The organism is Amaricoccus sp. (assembly GCF_017993425.1).
Classification (GTDB): domain Bacteria; phylum Pseudomonadota; class Alphaproteobacteria; order Rhodobacterales; family Rhodobacteraceae; genus Amaricoccus.
Window position 1 is genome coordinate 1 of sequence record NZ_JAGOMQ010000028.1, and the last position, 13,797, is coordinate 13,797.

The 13,797-nt window shown below is 73.0% G+C and carries 15 protein-coding genes, 1 tRNA gene and 1 pseudogene; 9 read left to right on the forward strand and 8 right to left on the reverse strand.

What is annotated here, in order from left to right; translation table 11 throughout:
• Positions 1–235: 235 nt before the first annotated feature.
• The 5 genes and pseudogenes from KBB57_RS13685 to KBB57_RS13705 form a co-directional block, all read right to left on the reverse strand.
• The gene (locus KBB57_RS13685; RefSeq protein ID WP_290751177.1) at positions 236–640 is read right to left on the reverse strand and encodes a cytochrome c family protein; all 405 of its coding nucleotides are present in this window, start codon (positions 638–640) and stop codon (positions 236–238) included.
• A gap of 41 nt (positions 641–681) precedes the next feature.
• On the reverse strand, positions 682–1,509 hold the full coding sequence (gene fghA / locus KBB57_RS13690) for an S-formylglutathione hydrolase (RefSeq protein WP_290751180.1): 828 nt from the start codon (positions 1,507–1,509) through the stop codon (positions 682–684).
• 171 nt (positions 1,510–1,680) lie between these two features.
• Positions 1,681–3,099 (reverse strand): aminotransferase class I/II-fold pyridoxal phosphate-dependent enzyme, encoded by a 1,419-nt coding sequence (locus KBB57_RS13695; RefSeq protein ID WP_290751182.1) that lies wholly within the window; start codon positions 3,097–3,099, stop codon positions 1,681–1,683.
• Positions 3,100–3,110: 11 nt separating this feature from the next.
• Positions 3,111–3,611 (reverse strand): annotated as a pseudogene (locus KBB57_RS13700) (aldehyde dehydrogenase family protein); the annotation flags it as partial.
• A 25-nt stretch (positions 3,612–3,636) separates the two neighbouring features.
• A complete protein-coding gene (locus KBB57_RS13705; RefSeq protein WP_290751183.1) occupies positions 3,637–4,473 on the reverse strand; it encodes an N-acyl homoserine lactonase family protein in 837 nt (278 codons plus the stop codon).
• A gap of 88 nt (positions 4,474–4,561) precedes the next feature.
• On the opposite strand from KBB57_RS13705, the gene KBB57_RS13710 reads away from it, so the two are divergent.
• Positions 4,562–5,176 (forward strand): TetR/AcrR family transcriptional regulator, encoded by a 615-nt coding sequence (locus KBB57_RS13710; RefSeq protein WP_290751184.1) that lies wholly within the window; start codon positions 4,562–4,564, stop codon positions 5,174–5,176.
• Between the two features lie 132 nt (positions 5,177–5,308).
• On the opposite strand, the gene KBB57_RS13715 is transcribed toward KBB57_RS13710, so the two are convergent.
• Both KBB57_RS13715 and gfa read right to left on the reverse strand, forming a co-directional pair.
• The gene (locus KBB57_RS13715; protein WP_290751186.1) at positions 5,309–6,439 is read right to left on the reverse strand and encodes an S-(hydroxymethyl)glutathione dehydrogenase/class III alcohol dehydrogenase; all 1,131 of its coding nucleotides are present in this window, start codon (positions 6,437–6,439) and stop codon (positions 5,309–5,311) included.
• Positions 6,440–6,582: 143 nt separating this feature from the next.
• The gene (gene gfa / locus KBB57_RS13720) at positions 6,583–7,164 is read right to left on the reverse strand and encodes an S-(hydroxymethyl)glutathione synthase (protein ID WP_290751189.1); all 582 of its coding nucleotides are present in this window, start codon (positions 7,162–7,164) and stop codon (positions 6,583–6,585) included.
• A 196-nt stretch (positions 7,165–7,360) separates the two neighbouring features.
• Here gfa and KBB57_RS13725 point away from each other — a divergent pair, with 196 nt between their 5' ends.
• From KBB57_RS13725 to KBB57_RS13755, 7 genes are all read left to right on the forward strand, one after another.
• Positions 7,361–8,170: an ABC transporter permease gene (locus tag KBB57_RS13725; RefSeq protein WP_290751191.1), complete on the forward strand. Its 810-nt coding sequence runs from the start codon at positions 7,361–7,363 to the stop codon at positions 8,168–8,170.
• A 40-nt stretch (positions 8,171–8,210) separates the two neighbouring features.
• On the forward strand, positions 8,211–9,218 hold the full coding sequence (locus KBB57_RS13730) for an ABC transporter substrate-binding protein (protein ID WP_290751193.1): 1,008 nt from the start codon (positions 8,211–8,213) through the stop codon (positions 9,216–9,218).
• An 8-nt stretch (positions 9,219–9,226) separates the two neighbouring features.
• A complete protein-coding gene (locus KBB57_RS13735) occupies positions 9,227–10,009 on the forward strand; it encodes an ABC transporter ATP-binding protein (RefSeq protein ID WP_290751196.1) in 783 nt (260 codons plus the stop codon).
• A gap of 53 nt (positions 10,010–10,062) precedes the next feature.
• Positions 10,063–10,138, forward strand: a tRNA-Trp gene (locus tag KBB57_RS13740).
• A 28-nt stretch (positions 10,139–10,166) separates the two neighbouring features.
• Positions 10,167–10,364, forward strand: coding sequence for a preprotein translocase subunit SecE (secE, locus tag KBB57_RS13745; RefSeq protein ID WP_290751198.1), 198 nt, complete (start codon positions 10,167–10,169; stop codon positions 10,362–10,364).
• A gap of 219 nt (positions 10,365–10,583) precedes the next feature.
• A complete protein-coding gene (locus KBB57_RS13750) occupies positions 10,584–11,246 on the forward strand; it encodes a dienelactone hydrolase family protein (RefSeq protein ID WP_290751201.1) in 663 nt (220 codons plus the stop codon).
• Positions 11,247–11,848: 602 nt separating this feature from the next.
• Positions 11,849–12,436 carry an HNH endonuclease gene (locus KBB57_RS13755; protein WP_290751203.1) on the forward strand — a complete coding sequence of 196 codons (588 nt, stop codon included), beginning with the start codon at positions 11,849–11,851 and terminating at the stop codon, positions 12,434–12,436.
• Here the strand turns inward: KBB57_RS13755 and KBB57_RS13760 are convergent.
• Positions 12,409–12,882, reverse strand: coding sequence for a disulfide bond formation protein B (locus tag KBB57_RS13760; RefSeq protein WP_290751206.1), 474 nt, complete (start codon positions 12,880–12,882; stop codon positions 12,409–12,411). The two genes, KBB57_RS13755 and KBB57_RS13760, sit on opposite strands and share 28 nt — an antisense overlap.
• Before the next feature lie 79 nt (positions 12,883–12,961).
• On the opposite strand from KBB57_RS13760, the gene KBB57_RS13765 reads away from it, so the two are divergent.
• The gene (locus tag KBB57_RS13765; protein ID WP_290751208.1) at positions 12,962–13,699 is read left to right on the forward strand and encodes a neutral zinc metallopeptidase; all 738 of its coding nucleotides are present in this window, start codon (positions 12,962–12,964) and stop codon (positions 13,697–13,699) included.
• Positions 13,700–13,797 lie beyond the last annotated feature (98 nt).

Consider the following 13,797-nt stretch of genomic DNA (forward strand, 5'->3'; position numbering starts at 1 on the left):
GACATGGCCCCATAGCGTCCGGGAGAGGGCGGCGACGGCTCGGTGAGACATGGGACGATCCTTGCAAGGGAGTCGTCCAGTAGAATCCAACCAGCCGCCCTCAGCCAGCACTGTGTCGTGTAGTGTGGGTGATGACGGACGCGGAATCGCGCCGTAATGAAATCAATGGCTTGCCGAATTTTCACGCGTGAACACGCGCGAGGCCGGCCGCGCGCCGGGGGCAGGGGGCGGGGGGTCAGCCGCCGCTCTGGCCCTGGATGTAGGCGATGACGTCGGCGCGCTCCTCGGGCTTCTTCAGGCCGACGAAGGTCATCTTGGTGCCGGGGAACATCTTCTTGGGGTTCTCGAGGAAGAGCGAGATCTCCTCGACGGTCCAGACATGGCCGTCCTCGCCCGCCTTCTTCATCACGTCGGAATAGGCGAAATCGGTCGTGCCGGTGACGCGGCCGACCACGCCGTAGAGGTCGGGGCCGACCTTGGCCTTGCCGCTCGGGTCGAGGCTGTGGCAGGCGGCGCACTTGCGGAACACCTTCTCGCCCGCGGCGACGTCGCCGGCCGGAGCGTCCTGGGCGAGGGCGGTCGCCGCCCAGACGGCGAGCGGCGCGGCCGCAAGCGCGAGCCGGGCGAGTTTCATGGGCATGGGCGTCATTCTCCTCTGGCTGGCGTCGGACGGCCGCGGCGTCACGCGAGGTTCTCCGCGTGCCACCGGACGTGATCCTCCATCACGCTGGCGACGTAGAAGTAGCTGTGGTCGTAGCCTTCGATCATGCGGAATTGCATCGGCTGGCGGCGCTCCGCCGCCGCGGCCGCCAGCGCCTCGGGCTTGAGGAGGTCGAGGAACTGGTCCTGGGCCCCCTGGTCGACGAGGATCGGCCCCGGATAGCCCTTCTCGCGCATCAGCACGGTGGCGTCATGCGCCTGCCAGGCCGCCTCGTCCGGGCCGAGATAGGCGGCGAGCTGCTTGCGCCCCCAGTCGGAGCGGGTGGGGTGGGCGATCGGCGAGATCGCCGACAGCGAGCGGTAGGTCCCGGGCCGGGTCATCGCGATGGTGAGCGCGCCGTGGCCGCCCATGGAGTGGCCGGTGATCCCCTGCCGCTCCGGGTCGAGCGCCAGCTCGCGGAAGACGAGCGCCGGCAGCTCGTCGACGATGTAGTCCCACATGCGGAAGTTGGGCGCCCAGGGCGCCTCGGTGGCGTTGACGTAGAAGCCCGCGCCCTTGCCGAGGTCGTAGGCCGGGTCGTCCGCCACCGCGTCGCCGCGCGGCGAGGTGTCGGGGAAGACCACGGCGATCCCGGCCTCGGCGGCCCAGCCCTGCGCGCCCGCCTTGGTCATGGCGTTCTCGTGGGTGCAGGTGAGGCCCGAGAGATACCACAGGACGGGCACCCTGCCGGCCCGCGCCTGCGGCGGCAGGTAGACCGCGAAGGTCATGTCGCAGCCGCAGACATCCGAGGCGTGGGAGTAGACCCCCTGCACCCCGCCGAAGCTCGCGTTCTCCGATACCGTCTTCATCCCCACCCCGGTCCGCCGTCTCGGCCGCCATAGGGCCAACGGCGAGGGGGGGCGTCAACTCCTGCCAAAGGTGGAGGGCGGCGGCTCGGGCGGAATAGGGATGATGGTCTGACGTGTCCCGCGCGACAATTGTCCGAGGGCGCCTGCTCCCTGTCGTCAGGCCGGCTTTCGTCAGGTCGGGCGGGCCAGCATGTCGATGGTGCGGGCGATGTCGTCGCGGGTGGTCAGGGGGTTGATCGTGCAGAGCCGCAGCACGCTGCGGCCCTTCAGCGCCGTCGAGGACACGCAGGCGAAGCCGGATTCCGAGACGATCCGCGCCCGCTCGGCATGCTCGCCGGGCTTCGCGTCCCTCAGCGCGAAGCAGACCACCCCGATCTGCGCCGGCGTGACGATTTCCCAGACGTCCGACCGCTCGCGCAGGCAGGCCTCGGCGATCCTGGCGTTGTCGATGCCCTGCTGCACGGCGGCGCGGAACTTCCGCGCGCCGTAGGTGCGGATCGACATCCAGAGCTTCAGGGCGCGGGAGCGGCGGGTCAGCTCCAGGCTGCGGTTGCCGAAGTTGACGGCGCCGGTCGCGGCCTGCACGTCCTTGAGGTATTCGGGGCTCATCGCGTAGCAGCGCTCGAGCGCGCCCGGGCGCATCACGAAGCAGGCCCCGACGTCATAGGGCTGGAAGAACCACTTGTGCGGGTCGAGCGTCAGCGAATCCGCGCGCTCGATCCCGGCGAGCGCGTGGCGGCCTTCCTCGGTGATCGCCGCCGGCCCGCCATAGGCGCCGTCGACGTGCAGCCACATGTTCTCGGCGGCGCAGAGGTCGGCGATCTCGGGCAGCGGGTCGGCGGCGCCGGTGTTGGTCGAGCCCGCGGTGGCGACGGCGAGGAGCGGGCGCTTGCCCGCCGCCTTGTCCTCGGCGATGGCGGCCTTCAGCCGCTCGACCGACATCCGGTAGCCGTCGTCGGATTCGAGGATGCGCACGTGCCCGGTCGGGCAGCCCATCTCGCGCAGGCCGCGGGGCAGCGAGGAATGGGTCTGGTCCGAGCAGTAGGCGACGCCGTGGCCGAGCTCGGAGCGGGCGGCGGCGAAGCCGGTGAGGTTGCCGATCGAGCCGCCGGAGACGAGGACGCCCTCCGTGCCCTCGGGCAGGCCCAGCATCTGCCGCATCCACTCGATGACCACCATCTCCACCACGGCCGGGCCGGACCCGCCGCCCCAGCTCGAGGAGATGGTGTTGAACCCCGTGCCCATCCATTCGCCGAGGATCGCGGCGAAGGAGCAGGGGCCCGGCACCCGCGCGAAGTAGCGCGGATGGTCGCCATGCTGCTGGTGCGACAGGGCGGCCCGGGCCATCAGCTCGAGCGAGGCGTCGGGATCGATGGGATCCTCGGGCAGCGCGCCGCCGAGCTGCGCCATGAGCCCGGCGGGGCTGCCGGTCAGGATGGCGGGCTCCGCCGCCTTGCGGCGCTGGCGGTCGACGACCATGTCGACGACCTTGTAGCCGAGCCGGCGCATCTCCTCGGGGTCGAGGCCCAGGGTGTCGGCGGGATAGGCGAACGGATCGTCGACCTCGATCGACGGATAGCCCTCGGTCATCGCGCCCCCCCTCAGCCGAAGTTGATGCCCTGCGCCAGCGGCAGCCCGGTCGCGTAGTTGGCCGGGTTCGTGGTCCGGCGGGCGCACTGCTCCCACGCGTCCGACCCGCTCTCGCGGTCGCCGCCGGTCTCCTTCCCGCAGCCGAAGGCCCCGCCGATCTCCGCGCCGTTCGGGCCGATAGTGACGTTGGCCATGCCGCAGTCCGAGCCGGAGGCGGAGATGAACCGCTCCACCTCGCGCATGTTGTTGGAGAAGATGCAGGAGGACAAGCCTTGGGGGACGTCGTCGTGGATGTCGATCGCCGAACGGGTCGGGACATGGAGGGCCGGCGCGAACGTCTCGGCCTTCACCACCTCGGTCCGGTCGGGCATGTCGGCTCCGGGTGACGGGCGTCTGGCGTCGTCTCGGCGCGGAGGCGTTTGCCGCCGGTCAGGACCCTTGCCGCCCTGCGCCGTCGCCCGCTCGATCGCGGCGGCGAAGGTCTCGTAGGCGCCCTTGTCGATCGGCGGGCCGCCGTGAACCCGGAGCTGCCGGCCTTCAGGCGAGGACCTCTGCCTCGGCGAGGCGGCGCGGGCCGTCGGGGTCGTGGGCGGGGAGCACCACCGTCGGGCGGGTCGCCGCGAAGGCGCGGATGCGGCGCAGGGTCTCGGCGGCGGTGGCCGGGTCGCCGGTCACGCCGTCGGTGCGGCCGGCGCGCAGGTTCTCCTGCGAGTAAGTCGCGTCGCCGGCGAGGAACCAGGTGACGTCGTCGCCCTCGACCACCACCGAGCAGTGCCCGGTCACGTGGCCGGGGGTGGGCACGAGCGCCACGCGCCCGTCGGAGGTGAGCGGGTGCGAGGCCGGGAACGGGCCGATCGCCGGGCCGTCCATGTCGACGAGCTCGGGCGCGAGCCACACCGGCCAGCGCCGGGGGAGGCAGCCGGTCATCATGCCGCGCAGCCCGGTCGACACCGCGTAGTTCTCGCGCGGGCCGATGATCCGCGTGTGCGGGAAATGGTCGAGGCCGCCGGTGTGGTCGTGGTGGAAGTGCGTCAGCACCACCGCGGCGAGGTCGCGGGCCGGGTCGAGGCCCATCGCGGCGAGCCGGGGACCGACCTCCTCCTGCGGCGCCACCCGGATCGACACCTGCCGGTAGAACGGGTTCCACCCCGGCAGGTAGCCCGGGACCGAGTTCCGCCAGGTGTCGCCGGTGTCGACGAGGAACCGCCCCTCCGGGTGCTCGACGAGGAAGCACAGGATCGGCAGCGGCTCGACCCAGGCCCGGTCGCGGAAGATGTCGATCTTCCGCCCGAGCGGCCCCCGCCCCTCCGCCCCGGTGCGCTGCGCCGTCTTCATCCGCGCCTTGCCCGTCTCGATCGCCGTCACCCGGATCATGTCCCGATTCCTCAAAACGAATGATCGTTCGTTTTATGCCTCCCCCGGGGCGGGTTGTAAAGAACGATCGTTCGTTTTAGAGGTCCCCATGCCCAGAATCTCCGACGAGCGCCGCGCGGCGCGGCGTGGCCAGATCCTCGACGCCGCCTGGACCTGCTTCCAGAGGCAGGGGCTGCACGCGACGACGATGGACGACATCATCCGCGCCTCCGGCCTCTCGGCCGGCGCGGTCTATTCCTACTTCCCGAGCAAGGAGGAGCTGATCTTCGCCGCGGTGACGACCTCGCTCGGCGCGATCGGCGAGGAGGTCGCGCCGATCCTCCGCCAGCGGCCGCCGCTCGCGCCCGACGCCCTCGTCCGCGCCCTCGCGGAGACGGTGACGCGCTTCACCGCGCGCGACGGCTACGACCTCCGCCGCATCGCGCTCCTCGGCTGGGCCGAGGCCCAGCGCAACGAGCGGCTGCGGGGGGTGATGCGCGAGGCCTATCTCGGCTTCCGCGTCGGGCTCGCCGCCGTCGCCGGGGCTTGGCGCGCCGAGGGCGCGCTCGGCCCGGACGTCGCCCCGGAGGACGTCGCCAAGACGCTGCTCGCCACGGTGCTCGGCTTCGTCGTCCAGTCGGCGCTGCTCGGCGACGTCGAGGCGGAGGAGCTGGCCGACGGCCTCCGCGCCCTCGGCGGGATCGAGCGTTCCGGAGGCGGCTGACGTCCGCGTCGCGGGGGTCGTCCCGCCGGCGCGTCCCGATGTGTCGGACAGAAAAGGCCGGGGCGATCGCCCCGGCCGAAGGTGGATCGTCCCCTGCGTCGTCCTCGGCGCGCGCGGGGCGGCCCGAAGGGCTTAGTAGACCACGACCGAGCGGATCGACTCGCCGGCGTGCATCAGGTCGAAGCCCTTGTTGATGTCCTCGAGCCGCAGCAGGTGGGTGATCATCGGGTCGATCTGGATCTTGCCGTCCATGTACCAGTCGACGATCCGCGGCACATCGGTGCGGCCGCGCGCGCCGCCGAAGGCGGTGCCGAGCCACTGCCGGCCGGTGACGAGCTGGAACGGCCGCGTCGAGATCTCCGCGCCCGCCGGGGCCACGCCGATCACCACCGACTTGCCCCAGCCGCGATGGGTGCATTCCAGCGCGTCGCGCATCACCTTGACGTTGCCGGTGCAGTCGAAGCTGTAGTCGGCGCCGCCGATCTGGTCGGCCTTGGTCTTCGTCATGTTGACGATGTGCTGGACGACCGAGCCCTCGACCTCCTTGGGGTTGACGAAGTGCGTCATCCCGAAGCGCTCGCCCCACTCCTTCTTGTCGTTGTTGAGGTCTACGCCGATGATCATGTCGGCCCCGGCCATCTTCAGGCCCTGGATGACGTTGAGGCCGATGCCGCCGAGCCCGAAGACCACCGCCTTGGCGCCGATCTCGACCTTGGCCGTATTGATGACCGCCCCGATCCCGGTCGTCACGCCGCAGCCGATGTAGCAGATCTTGTCGAAGGGCGCGTCCTCGCGGACCTTCGCCACGGCGATCTCCGGCAGGACGGTGTAGTTCGAGAAGGTCGAGCAGCCCATGTAGTGCAGGATCGGCTCGCCATCGAGCGTCGAGAAGCGCGAGGTGCCGTCCGGCATCAGGCCCTGGCCCTGGGTGCCGCGGATCGCGGTGCAGAGGTTGGTCTTGCGCGAGAGGCAGGACGGGCACTCGCGGCATTCCGGGGTGTAGAGCGGGATGACGTGGTCGCCGGGTTTCACGCTGGTCACGCCGGGGCCGACCTCGACCACCACGCCCGCGCCCTCGTGGCCGAGGATCGACGGGAAGAGGCCCTCCGGGTCGGCGCCCGAGAGGGTGAACTCGTCGGTGTGGCAAATGCCGGTCGCCTTGATCTCCACGAGGACCTCGCCGGCCTTCGGGCCCTCGAGGTTCACCTCCATGATCTCCAGCGGCTTTCCGGCGGCGACGGCCACGGCGGCGCGCGTTCGCATGGGCTTTCTCCTTCAGGTCGGTCTCGGCGTCCGGCCAGTCGGGCGAGCGGCCGGTACGGCGCATGCGCCGGGTAGGACGGAGGGCGGCCCCGGCCGCCGCGCGCCCGGAGCGGGCCTTGCGCGGCGGCCGGGGCCGGCGGCGTTCAGGCGGGCAGGGCGCCCGACTTCTTGGCGACGTGGGTGGCGATCGCGTCCATCAGCGGCGGCGACAGGCAGTCGTAGGGCTCGAGCCCGAGCTCCTTCAGCCGGCCGCGCACGCCCTCCATCCGCGACGGATCGACGCCGGATTCGATGATGGACGACACGAAGGCGGCGAACTGCGGCTCTGACCAGCCGCTCTCGGGGGAGAGCTCGGTATGGACGAAGTCGAGGCCGTAGAACGGGTGCTCCTTGTTCTCGATGCGGCCGTACATGTGGACGCCGCAGCCGGTGCAGGCGTGGCGCTGGATCGGCGCGGCCTCGTTGACGATCTTGAGCTTGTGGCCGTTCTTGGTGACGGTGATCTTGTCGCGGCCGACGACGGCGACCTGGCTGAAGGTCGCGCCTTCCGGCTTCCAGCATTTCGTGCAGCCGCAGACGTGGTTGTGCGCGGTCTGCCCGCCCACCTTCACCTCGACCTTGTCGGTCGCGCACTTGCAGCTGAGCGTCCCGCCCGAGAAGCCCGCATCGCCCTTCCTGACGCCCCCGTCGACCGCCGGGTGGATCTTCACGTTCTCGTAGGTCATCCGAGGCCCTCCCCTCTGGGTTCTTGCGCGCGCCAGTCTCCACGGCCCGCGCCCTTCCGTCCATTCAGCCAAACGGGTGACGGGGGCGGCCGTCAAGCCGGCAGGCGGGGCGCGCGGCTTCGCATCCACCGAATGGTGGACGGGGCGGCGCGCTCCGCCGGCTTGCGCAGGTCCCGGGGATCGCGGACAAACGGTCATGGCCGATGCCCGCCCCCTGCCGCCGCGCCGGCGGACGCAGCCGGCCGCCGCGCGCGGCGGCCGGTCGGGCGTGGTCGCGCTGCGGCTCGGCTTCCTCGCCGTCGTCCTCCTGCTCTGGCAGCTCGCCGCCAACGCCGCGCCCCCCGGGCTCTTCGCCTCGCCGGGCGCGGTGGCCGGGGCGCTGGCCGGGCTCGCCGCCGGCGGGCGGCTGTGGCCGGCGCTCGGGCAGAGCCTGTCGATCTATCTGGCGGGCACGGGGGCGGCCGTCGTCGCCGGGATCGCGATCGGGGCGCTGATGGGCACGGTGCGGCCGATCGGAAGGACGCTCGACATCTATGTCCACGGGCTCGCCGCCACGCCGCGGGTCGCCTTCATCCCGCTGATCATCGTGCTCCTCGGCCTCGGCTTCGAGGCGAAGGTGCTCGTCGTCTTCCTCGGTGCCGTGATGCCGGTGATCCTCAACGCCTATGCGGGGGTGCGCGCCGCCGACCCCGACCTCGTCGAGATGGCGCGGGCGACGGGGGCGTCGCGGGGGCGGATCCTCGCCCATGTGGTCCTGCCGGGGGCGATGCCCTATCTGGTCGCCGGCGTGCGCATCGGCGCGACGATCGGCCTCATCAACACGGTGGTGGCCGAGCTCTACACCGCCGTCTCGGGCCTCGGCGGCCTGCTCGCGCTCTATGGCGGGCGCTTCCAGATGGCGGAATACCTCGCCGTGGTCGTCGTGCTGGCGGCGATCGGCGTGACGATGACGGAGGGCCTGCGCATTGCGGAGCGGCGCTTGCTGCGCTGGCGCGGGCCGGAGTGAGACGGCGCGGGAAACGCGCGATGACAGGGAGAGAAAGACCATGCCGAGACGCCTGATCGCCGCCGCCGCGCTGGCGGCCGCCCTCGCCGGCCCGGCCGCCGCCGAGCCCTTCCGGCTGATCGTCACCGACATGGAGACGCCGCTGGTGCCGAACTCGGTGATGGAGCTGGCCGAGCAGGAGGGCTACTTCGACCGCGCCGGCGTCGACGTGGAGTTCGTCCGGGTCCAGCAGACCCCGCTCGCCATGGCGGCGCTGCGCGCCGGCGAGGGCGAGATGGCCAACGTCGCGGTCGAGGCGCTGCTCCAGGCCGTGGCGCAGGGGGCGGCCGATCTCCGGGCGGTGATGTCGCCCAACAGGTCGCTGCCCTACCTGATCGCCGGGCGCGACGTCGCCTCCGTCGCCGACCTCGCCGGCAAGCGCTTCGGCATCGGGCGGGTGGGCAGCGTCGACCAGCTCCTGTCGAGCAAGGTGCTGGCGTCGCAGGGGATCGACATGGCGGGCCTCGAGCTTGTCGCGCTCGGCCAGCCGCAGGCGCGCGCGCAGGCGCTGGTCGCCGGGCAGATCGACGCGACCACCATGTCGATCGGCGCCTTCACCGCCATCGACGGCGATCCGGCGATCAAGGTGCTGGTCGACGTCGAGGACTACTACCGCGCCGCGCCGATCCTCTCGAAGCTCAACGCCGTGCGGAGCGACACGCTCGCCAGCCGCGAGAAGGAGGTCGAGGCGGTGATCGAGGCGGTCACGCTCGCCTCGCGCGACTTCGCCGCCGACCCGGACAAGTGGGTGGCGGCGATGCGGAAGGCGCGGCCCGACGTGGACGAGGCGGACCTGAAGCTGCTCGCGGCGGCCTTCGCGGGGTCGTGGAGCATCGACGGCGGGATCAGCGCGCCGGAGCTGGAGGCGGCGCAGGCCTGGCTGCATGAGGGCGAGGACTTCGCCGGGATCGCGCCGGCGCCGCTCGACGCCTGGGTCGACCTCGCGCCGCTCGACGCGGTGATCGCGCGGATCGGCGCGCCGGACCCGGCGATCGTTCCCACCCGCTGAGCCCCTCGTTGCGCGACGCCGCCCATCTCACCCTCCGCGGCGTCGCGCTCTCGCTCGGCGGAAGGCGGGTGCTCGAAGGCGTCGACCTCGTCGCCCGCCGCGGCGAGACGGTGGTGCTGCTCGGGCCGTCGGGCTGCGGCAAGACCTCGCTGCTGCGGCTCGTCGCCGGGCTGATCGCGCCGGACGAGGGCGAGGTGCGGGTCGACGGGGCGGCGCCGGTCCCGGGGCGGGCGGCGGCGATGGTGTTCCAGTCCTATCGGTTGCTGCCGTGGAAGTCGGTGCGCGGCAACGTCGCCTTCGCGCTCCCCCATCTCGATCCCGCCGAGCGGGAGGCCCGCGCGGAGCGGGCGCTGGCCCGGGTCGGGCTCGCGCGCTTCGCCGAGGCCTGGCCGCGGGAGCTGTCGGGAGGGATGCAGCAGCGGGCGGCGCTGGCGCGCGCCTTGGCGGTGGAGCCGGCGCTCCTGCTGATGGACGAGCCCTTCGCCGCGCTCGACGCCCAGTCGCGCGAGCTGATGCAGGGCGAGCTCCTGCGGCTGACCGGAGGACCGGCGGGGCCGACGGCGCTCTTCGTCACCCACAGCGTCGACGAGGCGCTGACCCTCGCGGACCGGGTGCTGCTGATGTCGCCGCGTCCGGGCCGGATCGTCGAGGAGGCGGCGGCGGGGTTTCGCCGGGCGGAGGGCGATCCGCGGGAGGCGCCCGGGTTCGCGGAGCTGCGCCGGCATCTCTGGGAGCGGCTGCGCGAGATGGTGCTGTCGGACCCGCATTCGGACTTCTTTCGCGGGGCGTAGAGGCCTTGCATCGCGGCACGCCGCGGCGTATCTCCGCGGCCACGCGCCGGCCTAGGGGTGTAGCTCAGTCGGTAGAGCATCGGTCTCCAAAACCGAGGGTCGTAGGTTCGAGTCCTATCGCCCCTGCCAGCGCGGGAGACGACGAGAGAAGAGTCCCATGGCCCGCGCGAATCCGCTGCAGTTCATCCAGCAAGTCCGGGCCGAGACCGCGAAGGTGGTCTGGCCGACCCGCCGCGAGGTGGGGCTGACCACGGTCATGGTGATGATCATGGCGACGCTCTTCGCGACGTTCTTCTTCCTCGTCGACATGCTGATCCGCTTCGGCCTCGAGACGATCCTGCGCTTCGCCGCCTGAGAGCGGGGGCGTCCCATGGTGGGACATGGGCCAAGCTGTTGAAATGCTTGGATTCCGCAAAATGACGAGATCTCCTCAAGCTTGATGGGCGGACATTGCCCGGGCAGGTCCCGGCGTTTCGCCCCCTGTTGCGTCCCGATGGCGGGGGCGCGCCGCGGGCGGCGGCTTGCGGGGCGGGGGGATTGTGCCTAACACCGGCGGCGACGAAGGAGGCGGGCCATGACGACGCTGAAGGGGCCGTCCCGGGCCGCGGCTTCCGGGAAGGCGACGAGCCAGGTGATCTTCCTGCACGGCTACGGGGCGGACGGCGAGGATCTCGTCGGGCTGGCCGGGCCGCTGGCGCCGCATCTGCCGGACACGCGCTTCCTCGCGCCGAACGCGCCGGAGCGCTGCATCAACAATCCGATGGGATACCAGTGGTTTCCCATTCCCTGGCTCGACGGGTCGGACCCGGCTGCGGCGGCCGTGGCGGCGGGGAGCGCGTTCGCGCTGCTCGACGGCTGGCTCGACGCGGCGACGGCGGAGGGGATCGGGCCGGAGCGCACGGCGCTCTTCGGCTTCTCGCAGGGCACGATGATGGCCTTGCAGGTCGGGCTGCGGCGCAAGCCCGCGCTCGCCGGGATCGTCGGCTTCTCGGGGCGGCTCCTGCGGCCGGAGAAGCTCGCGGCGGAGATCGCGGCGCGGCCGCCGGTGCTGCTCGTCCATGGCGACGAGGACCCGATGGTGCCGGTGGCGAGCCTCGCCGAGGCGGCCGAGGCGCTGCGCGCCGCGGGGGTGGAGACGGCGACGCATGTCTCGCGCGGGGTCGGCCACGGGATCGCCCCGGACGGGCTCGGGCTCGCCGTCGGCTTCCTGCGCGACCGGCTGGGCTACGGCGGCTGACGCTGCGCCGGGGGACCGCCTCGGGACGGCTGCATCGCCCGTCTTTCCGCGTCGGCGGTTGTCGCCGGACCCGACGACTTCCCGGGAGGGCGTCGGCGCGCCCGCGGGGATGCGCGCCAGGCCGTCGTGCCGAAGCGCGCCTCGGGTGGGCGGGCGGAGACGACGCCAGCGCATCGGCGGAGCGAGGGTGCGCCCCGGTGCGCCCCGGCCCGGGGCGGGGCGACAGACGGAGAGCGGCGGAGGGGGGCGGGCCGGTGGGGGCATCGAGCCCCCTCCGGCCCGGCGCGCGAGGGCGCGCAAGGGGCTCCGGTCCCACCAGCGAACAGGAACCCCCGGGCCTGTTCCCCGCAGGCGTCCTTGACGAATCGCGCCCCGCGCCCCTTTCCGGCGTCAACGCGACGGCGGCTCCGGGGAACAGGCCCTGCCGGGGCGCCCGGCGCGCGCGCCGTCACAATTCCGCCGTGGCCGCGCTGTAGCTTGTCGGCGCCGGCCGGGAGCATCCTCGATCTAGAGGCTTGCCAGTGGAGGCGGGCGAGATATAGTCGGAGACGACGTTGCGCATTGCAGCATGCGGCGGCGCGGCGTCCGGCCAGGGAGCGGCGATGCTGCAAGCGACCCACATGCCGAGCTTCGTGCGGAGCCCCTCGGGCCTCCGCGACCACCCGGCGCTGGTCCTGAACGCGGATTTCCGCCCCCTGAGCTACCTGCCGCTGTCGCTCTGGCCCTGGCAGGAGGCGGTCAAGGCCGCGGTGCTCGACCGCGTGGTGGTGGTGGCCGAGTACGACGAGGTGGTGCGCTCGCCGTCGATCCGGTTCCGCATCCCCTCGGTCGTGGTGCTCAAGGACTACGTGCGGCCGGCGCGGACCACCGCCTTCACCCGGTTCAACCTGTTCCTCCGCGACGAGTTCACCTGCCAGTATTGCGGCGCCAAGGACCACCTGACCTTCGACCACGTGGTGCCGCGGGCGCGCGGCGGGCGGACGACCTGGGAGAACGTCGTCGCCTCCTGCGGGCCGTGCAACCTGCGCAAGGGCTCGCGGACGCTGAAGCAGGCGGGGCTGAATCTGCGGCGCAAGCCGGTCCGGCCGACCCCGGAGCAGCTGCAGAACGTCGGGCGGAAGTTCCCGCCCAACCACCTGCACCAGAGCTGGATGGACTATCTCTACTGGGACGCCGAGCTCGAGGCGTAGCCGCGGGCCCAGATCAGCGCCAGCACGGCCGAGGCGAGGCCGTTCCACGCCGCCATGGAGAGGCCGAGGAAGCTCCAGGCGATCTCGTCGCAGCGGGTGACCGGGGCGTCGAGGATCCGCTGGAGGAGCTGCTCGGGGGTGAGGCCGGCGATGTCGGGCGCGACGCAGGTCGTGGGCCCGGTCCACCAGCCCTGCTCGACGCCGGCGTGCCAGGCGGCGATGCCGGCGCCGGCGGCCATGACGAGCGCGCCGAGGAGCGCGAGCTCGCGGCGGGGCCAGACGAGCGTGGCGAGGCCGAGGACCACGGCGATGGCGTGGGGCCAGCGCTGCAGCAGGCAGAGATGGCAGGGCGCGTAGCCGCCGAGGTGCTGGAAGGCGAGGGCGGCGGCGAGGAGCAGCGCCGAGCCGGTCGCCGCGCCGATGGCGGCGCGCTGGAGCGCGTTCACCTTGCGGCTCCGCGGATCGGGGTGGGTTCGGCTAACACGTCCTTCACGCCTCCGGCCGACAAGTCTCGGGTCAAGCATCATGGCGCGGCGGCCGGGTCAAGGCCGCCGGAGAGGAGGGCCGGTGGCGGAGGCGCGGGGCGGGCGGTCGCTGGGGCTCGGGTTCGGGCTCCTCGCGGTGACGGTGGCGAGCGTCGGGCTCGCCGTCGCCTGGTCGGGGCGGGCGGGCGTGGAGGCCGGGGCCCTGTCGGCGGAGCGGGCGGGCGTGGCGGCGCGGCTCGCGGAGGCCGCGGTGGCGGAGGCCGGCGCGGTGTGGCGGGAGCGGGCGCGGGCCGAGCGGGGCGTCGGCTATGCGCCGGCTTCGTTGCGGCTCTATGCCGGGGCGGCGCCCGATCCCTGCGCCGGGGGCGCGGCGACGGCGGGGGCGTTCTTCTGCGCGGAGACGCGGACGCTCGGGGTCGACCTTGCGACGCTCGACGGGATCCGGGCGCGGATGCGGCGGGACGGCGAGGCGGCGACGGCGCTCTTCGCCGGTCGGGCGGCGGCGCTGGCGGCGCAGGCGGCGCTGGGGATGGACGCGGGCGGGGCGGGGGCCCGGGCGGCGGCGGGGGATTGCCTCGCCGGGGTCTGGGCGGCGCGGTCGGGGCTGCGCGGGGCGACGCCGGCGGTCTACGGGCGGACGCTGGCCGCGGCGCGGGAGGCGGTCGCGCCGGGCGTGGCGCGGGACGCGGCGCTGTTCGCGGCTGGGGCGGAGGGGCCGCGGCAGGCGGCCTTCGCCCGGGGCCTGGCGGCGGGGACGCTCGCGGCCTGCGGGCCTTGAGGGCGGGCGCGCGGGGCGGGAGCTTCGGCCGCCACGCTGGAGACGATCAGCACCGATAGAGGTGCGCACCGGGCGCGGAGCGTCCGGGCGTGGGGCGG